This window comes from Klebsiella sp. K5-204, from assembly GCF_030128585.1.
GTDB classification, from domain to species: domain Bacteria; phylum Pseudomonadota; class Gammaproteobacteria; order Enterobacterales; family Enterobacteriaceae; genus Klebsiella; species Klebsiella quasipneumoniae.
Genome location: NZ_JAKUZS010000003.1, coordinates 338,197 through 360,413, shown reverse-complemented (window position 1 = coordinate 360,413; position 22,217 = coordinate 338,197). Strand labels below are relative to the sequence as shown.

Genomic DNA, 22,217 nt, shown 5'->3' with positions numbered 1-22,217 from the left:
CAATGATGTCCACCACGCTGTTTAAAGATTTCACCTTCGAAGCCGCCCACCACCTGCCGCACGTCCCGGAAGGACACAAATGCGGTCGCCTGCATGGCCACTCCTTTATGGTGCGTCTGGAGATAACCGGTGAAGTCGATCCCCATACCGGGTGGATCATGGATTTTGCCGAGCTGAAGGCCGCCTTCAAGCCGACCTACGATCGCCTGGACCACTATTATCTGAACGATATCCCCGGTCTGGAAAACCCTACCAGCGAAGTGCTGGCCAAATGGATCTGGGATGAGATGAAACCGCGGGTACCGCTGCTGAGCGCGGTGATGGTGAAAGAGACCTGCACCGCCGGCTGCGTCTATCGCGGCGAGTAAGCGAAAAAAAGCCCGGTCAGTACGCTGCCGGGCTTTTTTATCAGGCGATATTCAGATATTTATGTGTCTGCATGGACAGGCGCCAGTTACGGGCGATGCAGGTGTCGATACACAGGCGCGTCGCGTCTTCTTTCTGGCTGATTGGCTGCAGGGCGATGATCCGCGGTTTGTCATCGCTCAGCGTTTCCAGCAGCTCGTCCAGCGCTTCGATGTCGCGGACGCGCCCTACCGGATGTTTGATCTCATCCGCCCGCTGCAGGGCCTGAGACAGCACGTCATACCCGCCGCGCATATTCACCTTCGGCGATACCGTCACCCAGGTATGAGGCGTACAGCGAACTTCGTGAGTGCCGCTGGTTTCAATCTGGCAGCTAAAGCCGTTTTGCTCCAGCAGCGAGGTTAACGGCGTTAAATCATGAATGCAGGGCTCACCGCCGGTAATGACCACGTGGCGGGCAGTCCACCCCTGACGACCGATAATCGCCAGCAGATCTTCACTGCTTGCCGGCCCCCACTTATCGCTCTCTTTGGTTTTCGCCAGGATGCTGAACAACGACACTTCCCGATCGGCCAGTTTGTCCCAGGTATGCTTGGTGTCACACCACGCGCATCCTACCGGGCATCCCTGCAGACGAATAAAAATGGCAGGCACGCCGGTGAAGTAACCCTCGCCTTGCAGGGTCTGGAACATCTCGTTAATCGGGTACTGCATAGTCATCTCTGTTTAGGGTGATAAACGCTTATTATCGCAGATTTCACTGTCCAGGTCTTGTCCTGCGCTGCGATCGTTTTTTCCCTCACGGCGTCGCTTTCTCTCCCCGGAGGTTATTCATTGTTAATTAAAAGCATGCCTCTGTTTTCGTTTATTTCATTAGTGTGGTAAGGATTAAAATAAACGGCGCGCCATGCCACCGTAAAGAAAGATGTAACAGAAGATGTTTTTCGCGTTATAAACCAGAACATGTAAAACGTCAGCATAAAAACAAAAACACTTTTAAATACAGCATTGTACAAACTGATACATGAAAGAGTGAATTATTTATCTGGTCTGAGAGTCGAATCCAATCCACCGCCGAAAATAAGCTTAAGCCCCTCTTAATAAAGTCCTGTTGCCCGCCATTTTTTATTTAATCGTCGTTTACTTTGTCCCTCCTAGAATTCCGCAGACCAACCATAATGAGATAGCGTTTATGACCACATTATTCATTACCGGCGTCACCGGTTTTCTGGGCGGCGCGGCGTTAGAGAAAATACTCCATCAGGATAGCCAGTTAGATCTGCTGCTGCTGGTGCGTGCCGACAGTCCCGACGCAGGCCTGGAGCGGGTCAAGGAGAACATGCGTAAGTTCAACATCGCCGAGGAGAAACTGGCGATGCTGCGCCCGCAGCAGATCCTGCTGGGCGATCTCGCCTCTCCGGAGCATTTTCTTAACGACCCGCGGCTTGAGCAAGTTACCCATGTCCTCAACTGCGCCGCTGTCGCCTCATTTGGCAGCAACCCGCTCATCTGGAAGGTTAACGTTGCGGGTACGCTGCGTCTGGCGCAACGGATGGCGCAGGTGGCGGGTCTGCAGCGTTTTCTGCACGTCGGCACCGCAATGTCCTGCTCACCAGAGCCGGATTCGCTGGTCGCCGAGAGCGCGGAGTTTCGGCAGCGCGCCGAGCATCTGGTGGAATATACCCACTCGAAATCGGCCATCGAGCAACTGATGCAGCAGCACTGCCCTACGCTACCGCTGGTCATTGCCCGCCCTTCTATTGTGGTGGGCCATACCCATCATGGCTGCCGGCCTTCCAGCAGTATTTTCTGGGTGTTCAGCATGGGGCTGATGCTGCAGAAATTTATGTGCGCGATGGAGGATCGGATCGATGTTATTCCGGTGGACTACTGCGCCGATGCCCTGCTGATGCTGCTTAACCAGCCGCTGGCCCGCGGTGAGGTGGTGCATATCTCTGCCGGCGAGGAGAACAGCGTGAAGTTTGCCGAAATCGACCGGGCGATGGCCCTGGCGCTGGAGCAGGCGCCGGTGGGAGACAAGTACGCCCAGGTGAGCTATGAAACGCTGGTCAAAATGCGTCGCGAACTGAAAGGAATTTTTGGGCCGTGCAATGAGCGACTGATGCTGAAAGCGATGCGCTTATATGGCGCGTTCGCCACGCTGAACGTGCGCTTTAGCAACGACAAGCTGCTGAGCATGGGGATGCCAAAACCGCCGCGCTTTACCGATTACATCGACCGCTGCGTGGAAACCACTCGCGGGCTGTCGATCCCTCAGCAAATGGCCGTCGATTTTAAATAATGGCCGCAGGCATAAAAAAAATGCCAGCCCGAAGGCTGGCATGCTTATTTCACAAAGACAGGATTAAGCCTGGCCTTTGATCTCTTTACGACCGTTGAACGGCGCTTGCTCACCCAGCGCTTCTTCGATACGAATCAGCTGGTTGTATTTAGCAACGCGGTCAGAACGGCTCATAGAACCAGTTTTGATCTGGCCTGCAGCGGTACCCACAGCCAGGTCGGCAATGGTCGCGTCTTCAGTTTCGCCAGAACGGTGAGAGATGACAGCGGTGTAGCCAGCGTCTTTCGCCATCTTGATAGCCGCCAGAGTTTCGGTCAGAGAACCGATCTGGTTGAATTTGATCAGGATGGAGTTAGCGATGCCTTTTTCGATGCCTTCTTTCAGGATCTTGGTGTTGGTTACGAACAGGTCGTCACCAACCAGCTGGATTTTGTCGCCCAGTACTTTGGTCTGGTAAGCGAAACCTTCCCAGTCAGATTCGTCCAGGCCATCTTCGATGGAGACGATCGGGTACTGTTTGGTCAGCTCTTCCAGGAAGTGAGTGAACTCTTCAGAGGTGAACGCTTTGTTGCCTTCGCCGGCCAGAACGTATTTACCGTCTTTGTAGAATTCAGACGCAGCGCAGTCCATCGCCAGGGTGATGTCTTTGCCCAGCTCGTAGCCTGCAGCTTTAACCGCTTCAGCGATAACAGCCAGCGCTTCGGCGTTGGAACCCAGGTTCGGCGCGTAGCCGCCTTCGTCACCAACGGCAGTGTTCATGCCTTTGGACTTCAGCACTTTCGCCAGGTGATGGAACACTTCAGAACCCATGCGTACTGCTTCTTTCAGGGTCGGCGCGCCAACCGGCTGAATCATGAATTCCTGGATGTCGACGTTGTTGTCAGCGTGCTCACCGCCGTTGATGATGTTCATCATCGGAACCGGCATGGAGTATTTGCCCGGAGTGCCGTTCAGTTCAGCGATGTGCGCGTACAGCGGCAGGCCTTTGGAGGCAGCTGCTGCTTTGGCGTTCGCCAGAGAAACGGCCAGGATTGCGTTCGCACCGAAGTTAGATTTGTTTTCAGTACCGTCCAGGTCGATCATGATCTTGTCGATGCCAGCCTGATCTTTGGCATCTTTGCCCAGGATTGCCTGAGCGATCGGGCCGTTTACCGCAGCAACAGCTTTGGTTACGCCTTTACCCAGGAAACGGGATTTGTCGCCATCGCGCAGTTCCAGCGCTTCGCGGGAACCAGTAGAAGCACCTGACGGAGCAGCTGCCATACCGACGAAACCACCTTCCAGGTGTACTTCGGCTTCAACAGTCGGGTTACCACGGGAGTCGATGATTTCACGACCGATGACTTTAACGATTTTGGACATTAGGTTTTCCTCAGTACAAGTTAAACTAAAACTCCAGACAAACAATGCACCCGGATGGGTGCATTGCCGTTCTAACTCTTTTTACTTCGCCTGGCGTTTCTGGTACTCGCTGGCGGCTTTCACAAAGCCGGCAAACAGCGGGTGTCCATCACGCGGCGTCGAAGTAAACTCCGGGTGGAACTGGCAGGCCACAAACCACGGATGGTTCGGCACTTCGATGATCTCGACCAACTGATCATCCCCGGAACGGCCCGCAACGCGCAGACCGGCAGCTTCAATCGGTTTCAACAACATGTTGTTGACTTCGTAGCGGTGACGATGGCGCTCGGTGATGGTCGGCTCGCCGTACAGCTGGCGTACCAGAGAATCATCATCCAGCTGGCACTGCTGCGCGCCCAGGCGCATGGTGCCGCCCAGATCGCTCTTCTCGGAGCGGACTTCGACGTTGCCATCTTCGTCACGCCATTCGGTAATCAGGGCCACAACCGGGTATTTACAGTCTGGCACAAATTCCGTCGAGTTGGCGTTTTCCATACCCGCTACGTTGCGCGCGAACTCAATCAGCGCAACCTGCATACCCAGGCAAATGCCCAGATAAGGAATATTGTTCTCACGCGCATAGCGCGCGGTGGCGATCTTACCTTCCACACCGCGGTAGCCGAAGCCGCCCGGGATAAGGATAGCATCTAAATCCTTGAGGATTTCGACGCCGCGCGTTTCCACATCCTGCGAATCGATCAGCTTGATGTTGACGGTAACGCGGTTTTTCAGACCACCGTGTTTCAGCGCTTCAATCACCGACTTGTAGGCGTCCGGCAGTTCAATGTACTTACCGACCATACCGATGGTGACTTCGCCTGCCGGATTGGCTTCTTCATAGATTACCTGTTCCCATTCGGCCAGGTTTGCTTCCGGACAAGTTAAGCTGAATCGTTTACAAATATAATCGTCCAGCCCCTGAGATTTCAACAGGCCTGGAATTTTATAAATGGAATCGACGTCTTTCAGAGAAATAACAGCCTTTTCCGGAACGTTACAGAACAAAGCAATTTTCGCCCGTTCGTTGGCCGGAACAGCGCGATCGGAGCGGCAGATCAGGATGTCAGGCTGAATACCGATGGAGAGCAGCTCTTTCACGGAGTGCTGAGTCGGTTTGGTTTTGACTTCGCCCGCGGCGGCCATGTACGGCACCAGAGTCAGGTGCATAAACAGGGTATGCTCGCGGCCAATCTCTACCGCCATCTGACGAATGGCTTCGAGGAACGGCAGGGATTCGATATCGCCGACGGTACCGCCAATCTCCACCAGCACCACGTCATGGCCTTCGCCGCCCGCCAGCACACGCTCTTTGATAGCGTTGGTGATGTGCGGGATAACCTGAACGGTCGCGCCCAGGTAGTCGCCACGGCGCTCTTTGCGCAGCACGTCAGAGTAGATACGGCCGGTGGTGAAGTTGTTGCGGCGAGTCATCTTGGTACGGATGAAACGCTCGTAGTGGCCCAGGTCCAGATCGGTTTCTGCGCCGTCTTCAGTAACGAACACTTCCCCATGCTGGATTGGGCTCATGGTGCCCGGATCGACGTTGATATACGGATCCAGTTTCATGATGGTCACGTTGAGACCACGGGCTTCAAGAATGGCTGCCAGGGAGGCTGCGGCAATGCCTTTACCCAGAGAGGATACGACCCCGCCGGTCACAAAAATATAGTTCGTTGTCATGCTGAACCTGAGAAGTTAGGGTAAAACGATGGAATAACCAGGACGGGAAAGTAGTATACCCGAACATGCGTGACGCCACAAACTTTCATTCTTCCCCTCCCCTTCGTTCTTCAAGTTGCACCTGTGTTGCGACCCGAACAACTCGAAGAGGCAGGCTACATGGTGTTTCAACGACATAACGGAAAGAGAAAATAGACGCTTTTGGCGAAATGTTTTTGACGTAAATCAAGCGCTTGTTATTTATAAAATCACACAAATCGCGCTTGATCACGAAAACTCGTTAGAGATCAGTTTCCTGGCGTTTTACCTGTTGCCATACTTCTTCCATGGTATCGAGGTCGACGCCGGTCATTTCCAGGCCGCGGGCAGCGACAATGCGCTCGACTTCGCGGAAGCGGCGCTCGAATTTGAGGTTCGCCTTCTGCAGCGCCACCTCGGCTTTGACCCCTAAATGGCGGGATAAATTCACCGTGGCGAACAGCAGATCGCCCACTTCCTCTTCCAGTTTCGCTTCATCCACCACCGCCTGCTGCGCTTCATGCATCACTTCATCAATTTCTTCATGCACCTTGTCGAGCACCGGGCCCAGCGAGGTCCAGTCAAAACCGACCGCCGAGCAGCGACGCTGGATTTTATGCGCGCGCATCAGCGCCGGCAGGCTATGCGGAATGTCGTCCAGCGCTGAGTGCTGGGCTTTTTCCGCCCGCTCCGCGCTTTTGATCTGCTCCCAGCGGGCCAGGACTTCGCTGCTGTTTCCCGCAGTGGCATCAGCGAAGATATGGGGATGGCGGCGCTCCAGCTTGTCGCTGATGGCGGCGCAGATATCGTCAAAGTTAAAACGTCCCTCTTCCTGCGCCATCTGCGCATAGAACACCACCTGGAACAGCAGATCGCCCAGCTCACCGCGCAGGTCGTCAAAATCCTCTCGCGAAATGGCGTCCAGCACTTCATAGGTTTCTTCGAGGGTATAGGGAGCGATGGTGGCAAAGGTCTGCTCTTTATCCCACGGGCAGCCGTTTTCCGGGTCGCGCAGGCGGCGCATGATGCCGAGCAAGCGGTCGATTTGGGTCATGTGACAATCCTGGAATTGTAAAAAATAGTCGGCCGGATAAGGCGTTTCGACCTTATCCGACGTGGCGAAATTGCCGGATGGCGGCTTCGCCTTATCCGGCCTGGAGACGAATTAACCGCCGTGCAGACGGCGCGCGTCAATGACATCAGGCACCTGGTTCAGCTTACCGAGCACCCGGCCCAGCACCTGCAGGTTGTAAATCTCGATGGTCATATCGATGGTGGCCAGCTGCTGACGGGTATCGCTGCGGCTGGCAACGCCCAGCACGTTCACCTTCTCATTGGCGAGGATGGTGGTGATATCGCGCAGTAACCCGCTGCGATCGTTCGCCTCCACCCTGACCACCAGCGAATATCCGGCCGAGTAGCTTTCGCCCCATACCGCATCGACGATGCGCTCCGGGGCATGCGACTGCAGTTCAGCGAGCTGATCGCAGTCGGCGCGATGCACGGAAATCCCGCGCCCCTGGGTGATAAAGCCGACGATCTCATCGCCCGGGATCGGCTGGCAGCAGCGGGCAATATGGTGCATCAGATTGCCAACCCCTTCCACCACCACCCGGCCATTGTCCTTGGTGCGGTTCTGCGGAGCATAGGTTTTCTGCTGCAACTGCTTCAGCGCTGCCGCATCCTGCTCGGCGGCGCTCGGTTTATTGAACTGCGCCTGCAGGAAGTTAACCATCTGGTTGAGACGGATATCGCCGCCGCCGATGGCCGCCAGCAGTTCATCGAGCTCGTTGAAGTTGTAGCGCGGCAGCAGGTGCTTTTCCGCATCCTTCAGGCTGATGCCCAGATGCTCCAGCTCGTCGTCAAGGATCTGTCGGCCGGCAAGAATGTTCTTGTCGCGGTCCTGCTTACGGAACCAGGCGTGAATTTTGGAGCGTCCGCGGCTGGTGGTGACATAGCCGAGGTTAGGGTTGAGCCAGTCGCGGCTCGGGTTCGGCTGCTTCTGGGTAATGATTTCGATCTGATCGCCCATCTGCAGCTGATAGGTGAACGGCACGATGCGGCCGCCAATTTTGGCGCCGATGCAGCGATGACCGACGTCGCTGTGTATATGGTAGGCAAAATCGAGCGGCGTCGACCCCGCCGGCAGGTCCACCACGTCGCCTTTCGGCGTAAAGACATACACCCGGTCGTCAAAGACCTGGCTGCGCACTTCGTCGAGCATTTCGCCGGAGTCGGCCATCTCTTCCTGCCAGGCAATCAGCTTGCGCAGCCAGGCGATACGGTCCTCATAGCCGCGGCCGCCGCTGGTCCCCGCTCCCGCGCCCTCTTTGTACTTCCAGTGCGCGGCCACGCCCAGCTCGGCGTCTTCATGCATCTGCCGGGTGCGGATTTGAATCTCCACGGTCTTGCCGCTCGGCCCCAGCACCACGGTATGGATAGACTGGTAGCCGTTGGGTTTCGGGTTGGCCACATAGTCATCGAACTCATCCGGCAGGTGACGGTAGTGGGTATGAACGATCCCCAGCGCGGCATAACAATCCTGCAACCGCTCGGCCACGATGCGCACCGCGCGTACGTCAAACAGCTCGTCAAAGGCGAGGTGTTTTTTCTGCATTTTGCGCCAGATGCTGTAGATATGCTTCGGCCGACCATAGACCTCGGCCTTGACCCCTTCGGCTTTCATTTCTGCCCGCAGGTGGCCGACGAACTCGTCGATATAATGCTCGCGGTCGATACGGCGTTCGTGGAGCAGTTTGGCAATGCGCTTGTACTCTGCCGGGTGCAGGTAGCGGAAGCAGTAATCTTCCAGCTCCCACTTCAGCTGGCCGATACCTAAGCGGTTAGCCAGGGGAGCATAGATATTGGTGCACTCTTTCGCCGCCAGCACCCGCTCATCTTCCGGCGCGTCCTTGACCTCGCGCAGATGCGCGATACGTTCGGCAAGCTTGATAACCACGCAGCGGAAATCGTCAACCATCGCCAGCAGCATGCGGCGAATGTTATCCACCTGCTCGGAAGATACCGAGTCGGTATGAGTGGCTTTCAGCTGACGGATGGCGGCCATGTCCCGTACCCCATGAATCAGGGTCACGACCGATTTACCCACGCTTTCCTGCATGACCTCTTCGCTGACGACTTCGCCGTCGGCCAGCGGGAACAACAGCGCCGCGCGCAGGGTATCGATATCCATACTCAGGGTGGAGAGGATCTCCACCATTTCGACGCCCCGCCACAGCAGCAGGTCCGCCAGCGGGTGTCCTTGCGTTTTTTCGCGACAATAATCCCAGGTTTCGGCTAAGCGCTCACACGACTGCTGGCTGGAAATCCCCAGACTCGCGATCCATTTCTTCGGGTCAAATTCACCAGCTTTATTAAGATGTGCACTTCTTACCGCAACCATTGTCCTCTCCTTAAGGGACCGGCCTGCCGAAGTCGGCAAGCCTCAACTTTCTACATGTCATCCTGCAGGTCGCGTCAGCATTGATGGCCGGGGCGGCTCTTCTGCGACGTTGTGAATGACCTTATGTAAGCCTGCGCTCAAACAACACCATTGATTCCAGATGACCGGTATGCGGGAACATATCCAGCATCGCCAGGCGTTGAATCTGATATCCAGCCTGCAACAGGGTTTCGCTGTCTCGCGCCAGCGTCGCCGGGTTGCAGGAAACATACACCACCCGCCGCGGCGCCAGTTTTATAATATGCGGCATCACGCCCGGCGCGCCGGCGCGGGCCGGGTCCAGCAGCACTTTATCAAAGCCATGCTTCGCCCAGGCCTGGCGGGTGACATACTCTTCCAGATTTTCATGGAAGAAGGTGACATTTGATAAACTATTGAGGGCGGCGTTTTCCCGCCCCTTCTCCACCAGCGCCGGCACCCCTTCCACCCCAACCACGTGGGCGGCGCGAGTCGCCAGCGGCAGGGTAAAATTGCCCATCCCGCAGAACAGATCCAGCACCCGGTCCTCCGGCTGCAGATCCAGCCACGCCAGCGCGGTACGCACCATCTGCTGATTCACGCCGTCGTTGACCTGGATAAAATCCCGCGGACTGAACACTAAGCGTAGTCCGTCTGAGGTATACCATGGCGCTTCGCCGTGAATATGTTCCAGTATCTCGCTTTGCGGCGCGAGGTACAGGGAAAGACCGTGAGTTTGCGAAAAACGTTCCAGTTTTTCCCTGTCAGCCGCCGGCAGCGCAGCGGTATGGCGCAGCACCATCAGTGGGCCGTTGTCCGCCAGCACCAGCTCGACGTGGCCAAGATGGCGTAATGCGCTCAGCGCGCTTAAGCACTCGCGTACGGCGGGCAGCAGCGCCTCAAGTTGGGGCACCAAAACAGGGCACTGCACCACATCGACGATCGCTTTATCGCTGGCCTGACGAAAACCCATCTGCAATTGTTGGGTCTTTGGCTGATAATTCAAGCTTAAGCGCGCGCGCCGGCGATAGCCCCACGGCTCGCCGGCGATGATCTCATCCACCTCGCGCTTCATCAGGCGCGCCAGCGCGGCGCGTTTACTTTGCTGCTGAAGCGTGATGCTGGCATGCTGCTGTTGGCAGCCGCCGCAAACGCCAAAATGAGGGCAGCGCGGCGCCTGGCGCTGCGGGCTGTCGGTCAGACGGCGTTTCACCTGGGCGCGGGCGTACTGCTTTTTGTCTTCCACCAGCACCACCTCTGCCTGCTCCTGCGGCAGCACGCCGCCGACGAACAGCGCTTTCCCCTGGTGGCGGGCCACGCCCTGGCCAAAGGGATCGAGGTCGTTGACTGTAACGGTTATGATCTGGCGCGTCGTCACACGCCGTTTTGCAGAGTAGAATTGCGCCATCGTAGAGAGTTGTCTCAATCAAATAAAACGAGCTCGTTCAGAGCGGCAGCGCCGCGAGGCGCACCGACGCGCACCGAACGATGATGTCTATATTCTCCCATAATGGAACCGCATGACCAACTACAGCCTGCGTGCTCGCATGATGATTCTGATTCTGGCGCCAACCGTCCTGATAGGGCTGTTGCTCAGTGTTTTCTTTGTCGCTCACCGTTATAACGACCTGCAACGTCAGCTGGAGGACGCCGGCACCAGCATTATTGAGCCGCTGGCGGTCTCCAGCGAATATGGCATGAATCTGCAAAACCGCGAATCTATCGGCCAGTTGATCAGCGTTCTGCATCGTCGCCACTCGGAGATCGTGCGGGCCATCTCGGTGTACGATTCGCATAACCGCTTGTTTGTCACCTCCAATTACCAGCTCAACCCCAGCGACCTGCAGATCCCGAAAGGCGAAGCGTTTCCCCGTCGTCTGAGCGTCATCCGCGACGGCGACATGATGATCCTGCGCACGCCGATCGTCTCGGAAAGTTATTCCCCGGATGAATCCCCCGAATCCGATGCCAAAATGCCGGGCAATATGCTGGGCTACGTCGCGCTGGAGCTGGATCTGAAATCGGTGCGCCTCCAGCAGTACAAAGAGATTTTCATCTCCAGCGTGATGATGCTGTTCTGCATCGGTATCGCGCTGATCTTCGGCTGGCGCCTGATGCGCGACGTCACCGGCCCTATCCGCAATATGGTCAACACCGTCGACCGCATCCGCCGCGGACAGCTGGACAGCCGCGTCGAGGGCTTTATGCTCGGCGAACTGGATATGCTGAAAAACGGCATTAACTCGATGGCCATGTCGCTGGCGGCGTACCATGAGGAGATGCAGCACAACGTCGACCAGGCGACCTCCGATCTGCGGGAAACCCTTGAGCAGATGGAGATTCAGAACGTCGAACTGGACCTGGCGAAAAAGCGCGCCCAGGAGGCGGCGCGCATTAAGTCTGAATTCCTGGCCAATATGTCCCACGAACTGCGCACCCCGCTCAATGGGGTGATCGGCTTTACTCGTCTGACGTTGAAAACCGATCTCAACGCCACGCAGCGCGACCACCTGACCACCATCGAACGCTCGGCCAATAATCTGTTGGCGATCATCAACGACGTGCTCGACTTTTCCAAGCTGGAAGCCGGGAAGCTGATCCTGGAGAGCATTCCGTTCCTGCTGCGCACCTCGCTTGATGAGGTGGTCACCCTGCTGGCGCATTCCGCGCACGATAAAGGGCTGGAGCTGACGCTGAACATTAAGAACAACGTGCCGGATAACGTCATCGGCGACCCGCTGCGTCTGCAGCAGATTGTGACCAACCTCGTAGGCAACGCCATCAAATTTACCGAGCACGGTAATATCGATGTGCTGGTGGAGCAGCGAGCCATCAGTAATTCGCGGGTGCAGATCGAAATTCAGATCCACGATACCGGCATCGGCATCCCCGAGCGCGACCAGTCCCGGCTGTTCCAGGCCTTCCGTCAGGCCGATGCCAGTATTTCACGCCGCCACGGCGGTACCGGGCTCGGGCTGGTGATCACCCAGCGTCTGGTTAAGGAGATGGGCGGCGATATCTCGTTCCACAGTCAGCCAAACCGCGGCTCCACCTTCTGGTTCCATATCAGCCTCGATCTCAACCCGAACGCCATTCCGGATACGCTGAATACCGACGGGCTGGCGGGCAAGCGTCTGGCCTATGTGGAAGCCAACGCGACGGCGGCGCAGTGCACGCTGGAGATGCTGGCCGCCACGCCGCTGGAGGTGATTTACAGCCCCACCTTCTCTGCGCTGGCGGAAGCCCAGTACGACATTCTGCTGGTCGGTATTCCGGTCTCAATGCGCGATTTGTCGCCGCACCGGGAAAAATTAGCCAAAGCCTGCGCGATGTCAGATAACGTACTGCTGGCTCTGCCATGTCATGCCCAGGTCAGCGCCGAAGCCCTGAAGCGCGATGGCATCGCCGCCTGTCTGTTGAAACCGCTCACCACCACCCGTCTGCTGCCGGCGCTGGTGGCCACCCATCATGCGACGGCCTCCGCGCCGTTGACCCAGGCCGACAGCCATAAGCTGCCGATGACCGTGATGGCCGTCGACGACAATCCGGCAAACCTGAAGCTCATTGGCGCCCTGCTGGATGACCTTGTGCAGCAGGTGATCCTCTGCGACAGCGGCCAGCAGGCGGTGGACAAGGCCAAGCAACTGCAGATGGATCTGATCCTGATGGATATTCAGATGCCGGATATGGACGGCATCCGCGCCTGTGAGCTTATCCATCATTTGCCGCATCACCAGCAAACGCCGGTTATCGCCGTCACCGCGCACGCCCTGGAGGGCCAGCGCGAGAAGCTACTGAGCGCCGGCATGAACGACTATCTGGCGAAGCCGATCGAAGAAGAGAAACTGCACGCCCTGCTGCTGCGCTATCAGCCTGGAGTACACAGCATCGCCCCGGCGGCGATACCGCCCGCAGAGCCGGTCATCGACCATAACCAGACGCTCGACTGGCAGCTGGCGCTGCGTCAGGCGGCGATGAAGCCGGATCTGGCGAGGGAGATGCTGCAGATGCTGATCGCTTTTATGCCGGAGGTGCGTAACAAAGTGGAAGAGCAACTGGTCGGCGAGCAGCCGGAAGGGCTGGTGGATCTGATCCACAAACTGCACGGCAGCTGCAGCTACAGCGGCGTGCCGCGGCTGAAAAAGCTCTGCCACACTCTGGAGAGCCAGCTGCGCGCAGGCACCGCCGCCGAGGATCTGGAGCCGGAGCTGCTTGAGCTGTTGGATGAGATGGATAACGTGGCGCGCGAAGCCTGCCGGATGGGGGGCTAAAACCACAGGGCTTCCCGGCCTGCACCCGGCTCGCCAGGCATCGCGCCGCCGGGCAAGGAGAGCGGACACGGAGCCGCTTTTATGCCGGGCGGCGGCGACGCCTTGCCCGGCCTACGGTCCGTGCAGCCTGCCGTTAATTTACCCGCTTGCGCTGCGAAAACTGCCGGTGCTGGCGGCCTCAACATCGCTTAGACATTCCCGGGTGGCCGCGCCAGCCGGGATACCTCCATTACAGCTTACCGCCCATCTGCAAAACCGCGGCGACGTTTCGCGCCGTCATCCGCAGGTTGGCGGCGGCATTGGCCAGCGCTTCATCCAGCGTGCAGATGGTGTACAACACGCTGAATACCGCATCCAGCCCGTGCTGATGCACGACGCCGACATCGGCGGTAAGGCTGCCGGCAATCCCGATCACCGGTACGTTAAATCGCTTCGCCACCCGGGCCACTCCCACCGGCACCTTGCCGTGGATAGTCTGACTGTCGATACGTCCTTCGCCGGTGATCACTAAATCAGCATCCGCCACCCGCTCCGCCAGCTGCAGCGCATCGGTGACAATCTCAATGCCCGGGCGCAGTTGCGCGCCACAAAACGCATACAGCGCGGCGCCCATCCCGCCCGCCGCGCCGCCGCCTTCCAGGCTCAGCACGTCGCAATCTAAATCACGGGCGATGATCCGGGCATAGTGCCGCAGGCCGCTGTCAAGCCGGTCGATCATCTGCGCCGTCGCCCCTTTTTGCGGGCCGAATACCGCGCTGGCACCCTGCGGGCCGGTCAACGGGTTGGTGACATCGCAGGCCACGTCAATCCGACAATCTGCCAGCCGTGGATCAAGCTCGCCAAGATCGATGCGCGCCAGCGTTTCCAGCGCACCGCCCCCTGGCGCGATTTGCTGACCGTCGGCGGTCAGCAATTTCGCTCCCAGCGCCTGCGCCATGCCGGCGCCGCCGTCATTGGTCGCGCTGCCGCCAATGCCAATAATGATCTGCCGCACGCCAGCGTCCAGCGCATGGCGAATCAGCTCCCCGGTGCCCCAGGAGGTGGTCAGCAGCGGGTTACGCTGCGCCGGGGGAACGCTTTCCAGCCCGCTGGCCGCCGCCATTTCGATAAAGGCGCACTGGCGATCGCCGGACAGCCCATAAAATGCCTCTACCGGCTCTCCCAGCGGCCCGGTCACCGTCAGCGGCACCTGATGCCCGCCGGTCGCCGCCACCATGGCTTCCACCGTCCCTTCCCCACCGTCGGCAACCGGCAGCCTGACATATTCCGCGTCAGGATAAATCTCGCGAAAGCCTTGCTCTATCGCACTGGCTACTTCCAGCGCGGTCAGGCTCTCCTTCCAGGAATCCGGTGCGATCACTATTTTCATCTGCAGTCCTTACTTTGAGCTAACCCCTGTCGCTATCGCGCAATGCCGGCCCCCGCAGAGGCCGGCGGCCTTTTAGCGCACCATGCATGGACGCTTGTTGTCAAAGGTCCAGCCCGGGATCAGGTACTGCATCGCCATCGCATCGTCGCGGGCGCCAAGGCCATGTTTCTTATATAGCTCATTTGCCTGCATTACGCGGTCCATATCCAGCTCAACCCCCAGACCCGGCGTGCTCGGCACCTGCACCATTCCGCCTTTAATTTCAAACGGTTGTTTGGTCAGACGCTGGTTGCCCTCCTGCCAGATCCAGTGGGTATCGATAGCGGTGATCTTGCCCGGCGCCGCAGCCGCGACGTGGGTGAACATCGCCAGCGACACGTCGAAGTGGTTATTGGAGTGCGAACCCCAGGTCAGGCCGAACTCATGACACATCTGCGCCACGCGAACCGACCCCTGCATGGTCCAGAAGTGCGGGTCCGCCAGTGGGATATCCACCGACTGCAGGGAGAGCGTATGGCCCATCTGCCGCCAGTCGGTGGCGATCATATTGGTGGCGGTCGGCAGGCCCGTCGCGCGACGGAACTCCGCCATCACTTCGCGGCCGGAGAAGCCCTGCTCAGCGCCGCACGGATCCTCAGCATAGGCCAGCACGCCCTTCAGCTGCTTGCCAATCTGAATGGCTTCTTCAAGCAGCCAGGCGCCGTTCGGATCGAGGGTCACGCGGGCATCCGGGAAGCGCTTCGCCAGGGCGCTGATCGCTTCGGCTTCTTCAAAACCGGCCAGTACGCCGCCCTTCAGCTTAAAGTCGTTGAAACCATATTTTTCATAGGCCGCTTCCGCGAGGCGGACCACCGCATCCGGCGTCATTGCCTCTTCATGGCGCAGGCGATACCACTCGCACTGTTCATCCGGCTGGCTCTGATAGGCCAGCGGCGTGGCGTGGCGGTTACCGATAAAGAACAGGTAGCCCAGCATTTCAACTTCACTGCGCTGTTGCCCATCGCCGAGCAGCGAGGCGACGTTGACCCCAAGGTGCTGGCCCAGCAGGTCCAGCAGCGCCGCTTCGATCCCGGTCACCACGTGGATGGTGGTTCGCAGGTCAAAGGTCTGCAGGCCGCGGCCGCCGGCGTCACGGTCGGCGAACTGATTGCGCACCGCGCCGAGCACGTTTTTATACTCGCCCAGCGTTTTGCCCACCACCAGCGGAATGGCATCCTCCAGAGTCTGGCGAATTTTTTCGCCCCCCGGAATTTCACCGACGCCGGTATGGCCGGCGTTATCTTTGATAATCACGATATTGCGGGTGAAGTACGGAGCGTGGGCCCCGCTCAGATTCATCAGCATACTGTCATGGCCGGCAACCGGGATCACCTGCATGGTGGTGACAACGGGCGTGGAAGAGAAAGTCGTCATAGCATCATCCTTTTGTAATTAGTGGCGGCCGAAAACAGGACGTTTGCGGTCGAATGTCCAGCCGGGGATCAGGTACTGCATCGGGCCCGCGTCGTTGCGCGCGCCGCCCGGCAGCGCTTTATAGGCCTCATGGGCTCTGCGCACCTGCTCCCAGTCAAGTTCCACGCCGAGTCCCGGCGCGTCTGGCACGGCAATCTTGCCGTTAATAATCTGCAGCGGATTTTTGGTCAGGCGCGCGTCGCCTTCCTGCCAGATCCAGTGGGTGTCGATGGCGGTGGGATGACCCGGCGCGGCGGCGCCGACGTGGGTAAACATCGCCAAGGAAATATCAAAATGGTTGTTGGAATGGCAGCCCCAGGTAAGCCCCCAGTCGTCGCACAGCTGCGCCACTCGTACCGCGCCGGAGAGCGTCCAGAAGTGCGGGTCCGCCAGCGGAATATCGACGGCGTTGAGCATCACCGCATGACCCATCTCGCGCCAGTTGGTGGCGATCATATTGGTGGCGACCGGCAGCCCGGTGGCGCGGCGGAACTCGGCCATCACCTCCCGGCCGGAAAAGCCCTGCTCGGCGCCGCACGGATCTTCGGCGTAGGTCAGAACATCCTGCAGCCCTTTGCACAGGGCGATCGCCTCATCCAGCAGCCAGGCGCCGTTAGGATCGACGGTGATGCGCGCGTCCGGAAAGCGCTTTTTCAGCGCCCGGGCGGTGTCAATTTCCTGCTCGCCTGGCAGCACGCCGCCCTTCAGCTTAAAGTCTTTGAAACCGTAGCGATCCTGAGCGGCTTCCGCCAGGCGCACCACCGCTTCGCTGCTCAGCGCCTGCTGGTGGCGCAGGCGATACCATTCGTGATCGCCCGGCGTATGGTCCAGATAACCCAGGTCGGTTTTCTGCCGATCGCCGATATAGAACAGGTAGCCCAGCACGGTGACGGCATCACGCTGCTTACCCGGGCCCAGCAGCTCGCAGACCGGCACATTGAGCACCTTGCCGAGCAGGTCGAGCAGCGCGGCCTCCAGCGCCGCTACCGCGTTGACTTTCAGTTCGAAGGTCCATGCCCCTTTGCCAAAGGTGTCGAAATCCGCCGCCTGATTGCCTTTGTGCACCTGCTGCACCACGCGATTGAGACGGGCGACCTCCTGACCTACCACCTGCGGGATCGCCGCCAGCAGCGTCTGGTAGATGACCTCTCCGCCAGGGGCTTCTCCCACGCCGGTGTTGCCGGCGTTATCGGTCAATACCACGATATTGCGGGTAAACCAGGCGTTGTGCGCCCCGCCGATGTTCAGCAGCATGCTGTCGTGCCCGGCCACCGGAATGACCTTCATCTCTGTAATTATCGGGCTGGATTGGGTAGTCATGATTAACGCCCCGCGACAGGTTTCAGTTCAATACGTTTGATGTCGCCCACCAGCACCAGGTAGCTCAGCACCGCCACCAGGGCATGAATGCCGACGTAAACCAGCGCCCCGTTGAACGAGCCGGTGGTGCCGACGATATAGCCGATAGCGATCGGGGTGACGATACCGGAGATATTGCCAAACATGTTGAACAGGCCGCCGGAAAGACCGCTAATCTCTTTCGGCGCGGTATCCGCCATCACCGCCCAGCCAAGCGCGCCGATCCCTTTGCCGAAGAAGGCCATCGCCATAAAGCCAATCACCATCCACTCCACGTTGACATAGTTACACATCAGCATGGTCATGGAGAGCAGCATCCCCAGCACAATCGGCGTTTTGCGGGCAATGTTCAGCGAGCCGGTGCGGCGCATTAACCAGTCAGAGATCACCCCGCCCAGCACCCCGCCGACGAAGCCGCACACCGCCGGAATGGAGGCGACAAACCCCGCTTTAAGGATCGACATGCCGCGCGCCTGCACCAGGTAAACCGGGAACCAGGTGATAAAGAAGTAGGTCAGGGCGTTAATGCAGTACTGACCGATATAGATGCCGATCATCATCCGCGATCCGATCAGCTGCTTGATCTGCCCCATTTTGACGCTGAAAGGCACCTTCTGCGCGCTGCTCTTTTGATCCATGTTGATCAGGGCGCCGCCTTCGGCGATATATTCCAGTTCCTTCTTGTTTACCCCCGGATGGTTGTTCGGATCGTGGATCACTTTCAGCCAGACAAAGCTAATCACAATCCCCAGGCCGCCCATAAAGAAGAAGACGTGCGACCAGCCCACCTCATGCGTCAGCCAGCCCATGATCGGCGCGAAGATAACGGTGGCAAAGTACTGGGCGGAGTTAAAGATCGCCACCGCCGTGCCGCGCTCCTGCGCCGGGAACCAGGCGGCCACGATACGGCTGTTACCCGGGAATGACGGCGATTCGGCCAGGCCAACGAGGAAGCGCAGGGTAAACAGCGCGACGATAATGCCAAAGCCGCTGAAGATGTCGACGAAGCCCTGCAGCAGGGTAAACATCGACCAGATGAAGATCGACCAGAAATAGACGCGCTTCGAACCGAAGCGGTCGAGCAGCCAGCCGCCCGGGATCTGGCCGATGACATAAGCCCATGAGAACGCGGAGAAGACATATCCCATTCCCACCGGATCCAGGCCGATATCTTTGGCCATTTCCGAACCGGCGATCGACAGCGTCGCCCGGTCGCCATAGTTAAAAGAGGTGACGATAAACAGCATCACCACTATCCAGTAACGGGCGTTGGTGCGCTTTTCAGCCGCCGTCGCCGCCTGACTTAATGAACTCATTGTTGTACTCCTGAATCATAGCGTTTAGCTACGTTCATTCTGAACAGCACAACCTGTAGGGTAATCAGAATGACGTGGTCGTGTTTTGATAGTTGTCGTTATATCTGGCACTGCATTTATCACTGGCTGGAGCAGTATATGAAGAGGCACACCGCGGCTCACCGTGCATCTACACAGCTTTTACGCCGCTATTGCAGGTGGTTTATGGCGTATGCCTGAAAGAATGGGGGGAAGTTCACGGAAATGAAAAACCAGCGCCGCGGGTGGTTAAAAGCGCAGCAATAAGAGCCGGAGTGTGAAATACCTCTCTTGACCCGGTGAAACCGGCTGGCTTAACCCATGATATTGCTAAGGATATTGTGCATTTGCCTGAAGGCGTGCCGCCCGGAAAGGGATACACTTTTGCTGTCCGCGTATCTGGCCGCGACATCTTGAAAGGGCGCCCTCTGCGTAGGGAGAGGGCAGCGCTTTTATTCCAGCAGGGTAGCCCACTGCTCAACCCATGGATTAGAGACGCTCTCCGGCTCCGGATCTTCGCTGGCGTCAATCTTCAGCATCTCGCCGATGCGCTTCGCGCCCTGCTCCTGCAGCAGTTGATCGAACTTCAGGCCTCCGCCGCAAAAGTTGGCGTAGGTGCTGTCGCCCAGCGCAATAATGCCGTAGCGCAGGTGAGGCTGATACATATCTTTAATGCCCTCATACAGCGGGACGATGCTGTCCGGCAGATCGCCCTGCCCGGTGGTGGAGGTGACCACCAGCACATACTTACCCGTGTAGGATTCCCAGTCGTTGACCTGCGGATCCTCATACACGGTAGCCTTGTGTCCCAGTCCGCTGAGGATCGCTTCCGCTTCTTCCGCGACCAGCAGCGAGTTGCCGTACATGGTGCCGACAAAAATTCCGACTTCCGCCATGCTATTATCTCCCTGGATTGACCTTATTCTCTTCATCCTGACCGCAGTCGTCGGCAAACTCAACCCTTTCATTTAGCGGGAGAAGCCCGCGCCAGCCAAACTGCGACAGCGCACGCATCCAGACGTCGTCAAAACCGGCGCGCAGGGTCAGCGGCTCACCGGTAAAGGGATGGGTTAACGACAGTTCGCTGGCGTGCAGCATCAGGCGGTGACAGCCGAAATGCTCCGTGGCGCTGCGGTTTTGCCGCAGATCGCCGTGCTTGCTGTCGCCGAGGATCGGATGACGCAGGTGGGCCAGATGGCGGCGCAGCTGGTGCTTGCGGCCGGTTTTCGGCTCCAGTTCCACCAGCCCGTAGCGGGTGGTGGGATAACGCCCGGTCGCCACCGGCATCTCCACCGTCGCCAGACCACGGTAATGGGTCACCGCCGGCTGCGGCCCTTTGTCTTCGCGGGCGAACTTATCGGCGATTTTATCCAGCTCTTCCACCAGCGGATAATCGAGCAGCGCCTCTTCCATCAGCCAGCCGCGGACGATCGCATGGTAGCGCTTCTGGATCTGATGCTGCTCGAACTGCTGCGCCAGCAGGCGCCCCGCCTCGCTTGACAGCCCCATGAGCAGGACGCCGGAGGTGGGCCGATCAAGGCGATGGGCGGTAAAAACGTGCTGGCCGATCTGGTCGCGCACGGTCTGCATCACCACCACTTTCTCATCGCGATCGAGCCAGCTGCGATGCACCAGCCAGCCCGACGGTTTGTTGACCGCCACCAGCCAGTCGTCCTGGTAGATTATCTCCAGCATCAGGCCTGCTCACCGGCAAACAGCGCGTCCAGCAGCAGCAGCTCCGCCAGCATGGATTCGCGAACCGGGTGGGCTTGATCCAGCGCCATTTCGTAATACGGCGTAACGGCGAAATTTTGCGGCAGCGGCTGGCCGCTCTCCAGCAGCTGATGCATACGCGGGATCAGGACCCACTGTAGCCACTCCAGCGGCTCCAGGGTATCCAGGCAAAACGGCTTATCGCTGGCGAAGGCGCTGCTGTCCGGCGCCGTCTCCTGCCAGTGCTCTGTTTCGCGCAGCAGGGCTTCAATGGCGCGCAGGCGATCGCGCACGCTATCGTCAAGAGTCATGGGGGAAACCTCGATGAGTTAAAAACCGGGCGCAGGATAGCAAATCCGCAGGAGAAATAAAAAAAGGGAGCACTGTATAAACAGTGCTCCCGGTTCGTTTTGCAGCATTCCCGCTACATTGGTGCTCCCTGCTCGTCCTTGAAAACTTTTCCTGAGGTCTCCTGACCATGTTCATCCATAAACTCGTGCATCCTGCTTTCACACCACCCCGATGCGAAATGACTTATCCTTAAGTTTGTCCCGATCTTCCAGATCCACCGTTCATCCTGAGCGGCTCTCATTCTCCATCCTGGAGGTGTCCATTACGCGATCCTGCGTTATCCTTGCTTCATCCTGAAGCCTGTCCTTGCAACGCCATCCTGGCGGGTCCTGCAGAAGCGCCATCATCCTGATGTTCGCTTCATTTCGCGACTTCCTGTCGACAGACATAGGATCACTGATTCTGCCTCTTCTTACAACCCTTCTTGAGACAATCTCTTAAGATTAGTCCCCACTCAAAAGGACGAAAAAATAAAAATCCAATTTAATACCAATAAGTTAACAAAAAAAGATTGGATTAAATTTGCCTTAAATGATGATGATCTCTTACAGGTTTTGTAAGAGATCTCTCACAAATGACCAGGCAGACTGGATTACAGAACCGGCTCAAGCTGGTTGAGGAAACCCGCAAGCGAGGGGGAAAGGGTGATGCGTTTGGCGGTGCCGAGGGTCTCTTTGACGACTTCACCGCTGAGATTACAGACGGAAATGACATCCAGTTCACTCTCGAGGGTGGCGATAAACAGCGTCGGCGCCAGCTTCAGCCGCTTCTGCACCACCAGATGCCCGATGAGGTTTTCCTGCACCCGCTGGAAATCCTCTTCACTCCAGGTCTGCAGCAGCGTTAGCGTTTCGCCGGCAAACCGGCCGGTCATATCGCCGGCAAACTGAGTGGTATAATAAGAATGAAGCGGCTGTTGTACCACAATATCCAGGGCGCGTTCAACCGCGCTGATATTTTGTGCCAGCGAAAACGGCTGCGGCTGCCAGAACACGGCCTCGCCCTGGGTGTCGACGACGCAAGGCGACGGGACGCCATAAAGCTCTTCACTGCGCGGCAGGCTGTGGCGCTGCTGCTGCCAGGCGGCGCAATAACGTTGGGTAAAAGCATGCAGCGCTTCTGCGGTCTGATGGTCCACCGGTTTCTCTCTTCACGTTAGACAGGATACACTGGGGTCATA

At 58.2% G+C, this 22,217-nt stretch carries 17 protein-coding genes; 3 read left to right on the top strand and 14 right to left on the bottom strand.

Annotated features, from left to right (window positions below):
* Positions 1-2 precede the first annotated feature (2 nt).
* The gene (queD, locus tag MKR05_RS10440; RefSeq protein ID WP_004174641.1) at positions 3-368 is read left to right on the top strand and encodes a 6-carboxytetrahydropterin synthase QueD; all 366 of its coding nucleotides are present in this window, start codon (positions 3-5) and stop codon (positions 366-368) included.
* 40 nt (positions 369-408) lie between these two features.
* On the opposite strand, the gene queE is transcribed toward queD, so the two are convergent.
* Positions 409-1,080 (bottom strand): 7-carboxy-7-deazaguanine synthase QueE, encoded by a 672-nt coding sequence (gene queE / locus MKR05_RS10435; protein ID WP_023290825.1) that lies wholly within the window; start codon positions 1,078-1,080, stop codon positions 409-411.
* Positions 1,081-1,558: 478 nt separating this feature from the next.
* Between queE and MKR05_RS10430 the strand changes: the two genes are divergently transcribed.
* The gene (locus MKR05_RS10430) at positions 1,559-2,668 is read left to right on the top strand and encodes an SDR family oxidoreductase (RefSeq protein ID WP_023290826.1); all 1,110 of its coding nucleotides are present in this window, start codon (positions 1,559-1,561) and stop codon (positions 2,666-2,668) included.
* Positions 2,669-2,731: 63 nt separating this feature from the next.
* Here the strand turns inward: MKR05_RS10430 and eno are convergent, their stop codons facing one another.
* The 5 genes from eno to rlmD form a co-directional block, all read right to left on the bottom strand.
* Positions 2,732-4,030 carry a phosphopyruvate hydratase gene (gene eno, locus MKR05_RS10425; protein ID WP_002915213.1) on the bottom strand — a complete coding sequence of 433 codons (1,299 nt, stop codon included), beginning with the start codon at positions 4,028-4,030 and terminating at the stop codon, positions 2,732-2,734.
* Between the two features lie 81 nt (positions 4,031-4,111).
* Positions 4,112-5,749, bottom strand: coding sequence for a glutamine hydrolyzing CTP synthase (gene pyrG / locus MKR05_RS10420; RefSeq protein WP_023290827.1), 1,638 nt, complete (start codon positions 5,747-5,749; stop codon positions 4,112-4,114).
* 280 nt (positions 5,750-6,029) lie between these two features.
* Positions 6,030-6,821 (bottom strand): nucleoside triphosphate pyrophosphohydrolase, encoded by a 792-nt coding sequence (gene mazG / locus MKR05_RS10415; protein WP_032453910.1) that lies wholly within the window; start codon positions 6,819-6,821, stop codon positions 6,030-6,032.
* Positions 6,822-6,932: 111 nt separating this feature from the next.
* A complete protein-coding gene (relA, locus tag MKR05_RS10410; protein ID WP_023290829.1) occupies positions 6,933-9,170 on the bottom strand; it encodes a GTP diphosphokinase in 2,238 nt (745 codons plus the stop codon).
* A gap of 121 nt (positions 9,171-9,291) precedes the next feature.
* Complete coding sequence (gene rlmD / locus MKR05_RS10405) at positions 9,292-10,596, bottom strand: 23S rRNA (uracil(1939)-C(5))-methyltransferase RlmD (RefSeq protein WP_248569148.1); 1,305 nt, start codon at positions 10,594-10,596, stop codon at positions 9,292-9,294.
* Between the two features lie 112 nt (positions 10,597-10,708).
* Here rlmD and barA point away from each other — a divergent pair, with 112 nt between their 5' ends.
* Positions 10,709-13,459: a two-component sensor histidine kinase BarA gene (gene barA, locus MKR05_RS10400; RefSeq protein WP_023290831.1), complete on the top strand. Its 2,751-nt coding sequence runs from the start codon at positions 10,709-10,711 to the stop codon at positions 13,457-13,459.
* 229 nt (positions 13,460-13,688) lie between these two features.
* On the opposite strand, the gene MKR05_RS10395 is transcribed toward barA, so the two are convergent.
* From MKR05_RS10395 to syd, 8 genes are all read right to left on the bottom strand, one after another.
* The gene (locus tag MKR05_RS10395; RefSeq protein ID WP_023290832.1) at positions 13,689-14,828 is read right to left on the bottom strand and encodes a glycerate kinase; all 1,140 of its coding nucleotides are present in this window, start codon (positions 14,826-14,828) and stop codon (positions 13,689-13,691) included.
* Positions 14,829-14,900: 72 nt separating this feature from the next.
* Positions 14,901-16,241, bottom strand: a complete 1,341-nt coding sequence (gudD, locus tag MKR05_RS10390) for a glucarate dehydratase (RefSeq protein ID WP_060591965.1) — start codon at positions 16,239-16,241, stop codon at positions 14,901-14,903.
* Between the two features lie 18 nt (positions 16,242-16,259).
* Positions 16,260-17,600 (bottom strand): enolase C-terminal domain-like protein, encoded by a 1,341-nt coding sequence (locus MKR05_RS10385; protein ID WP_023290834.1) that lies wholly within the window; start codon positions 17,598-17,600, stop codon positions 16,260-16,262.
* A gap of 2 nt (positions 17,601-17,602) precedes the next feature.
* Positions 17,603-18,955: an MFS transporter gene (locus tag MKR05_RS10380; protein ID WP_023290835.1), complete on the bottom strand. Its 1,353-nt coding sequence runs from the start codon at positions 18,953-18,955 to the stop codon at positions 17,603-17,605.
* Positions 18,956-19,425: 470 nt separating this feature from the next.
* Positions 19,426-19,869: a flavodoxin gene (locus MKR05_RS10375; protein ID WP_004205560.1), complete on the bottom strand. Its 444-nt coding sequence runs from the start codon at positions 19,867-19,869 to the stop codon at positions 19,426-19,428.
* Between the two features lie 4 nt (positions 19,870-19,873).
* Positions 19,874-20,668, bottom strand: a complete 795-nt coding sequence (gene truC, locus MKR05_RS10370; RefSeq protein ID WP_064157666.1) for a tRNA pseudouridine(65) synthase TruC — start codon at positions 20,666-20,668, stop codon at positions 19,874-19,876.
* Positions 20,668-20,997: a YqcC family protein gene (locus MKR05_RS10365; RefSeq protein WP_023290837.1), complete on the bottom strand. Its 330-nt coding sequence runs from the start codon at positions 20,995-20,997 to the stop codon at positions 20,668-20,670. The genes truC and MKR05_RS10365 overlap by 1 nt, the downstream gene beginning before the upstream one ends.
* A gap of 632 nt (positions 20,998-21,629) precedes the next feature.
* A complete protein-coding gene (gene syd, locus MKR05_RS10360) occupies positions 21,630-22,175 on the bottom strand; it encodes a SecY-interacting protein (RefSeq protein WP_023290838.1) in 546 nt (181 codons plus the stop codon).
* Positions 22,176-22,217: the final 42 nt, after the last annotated feature.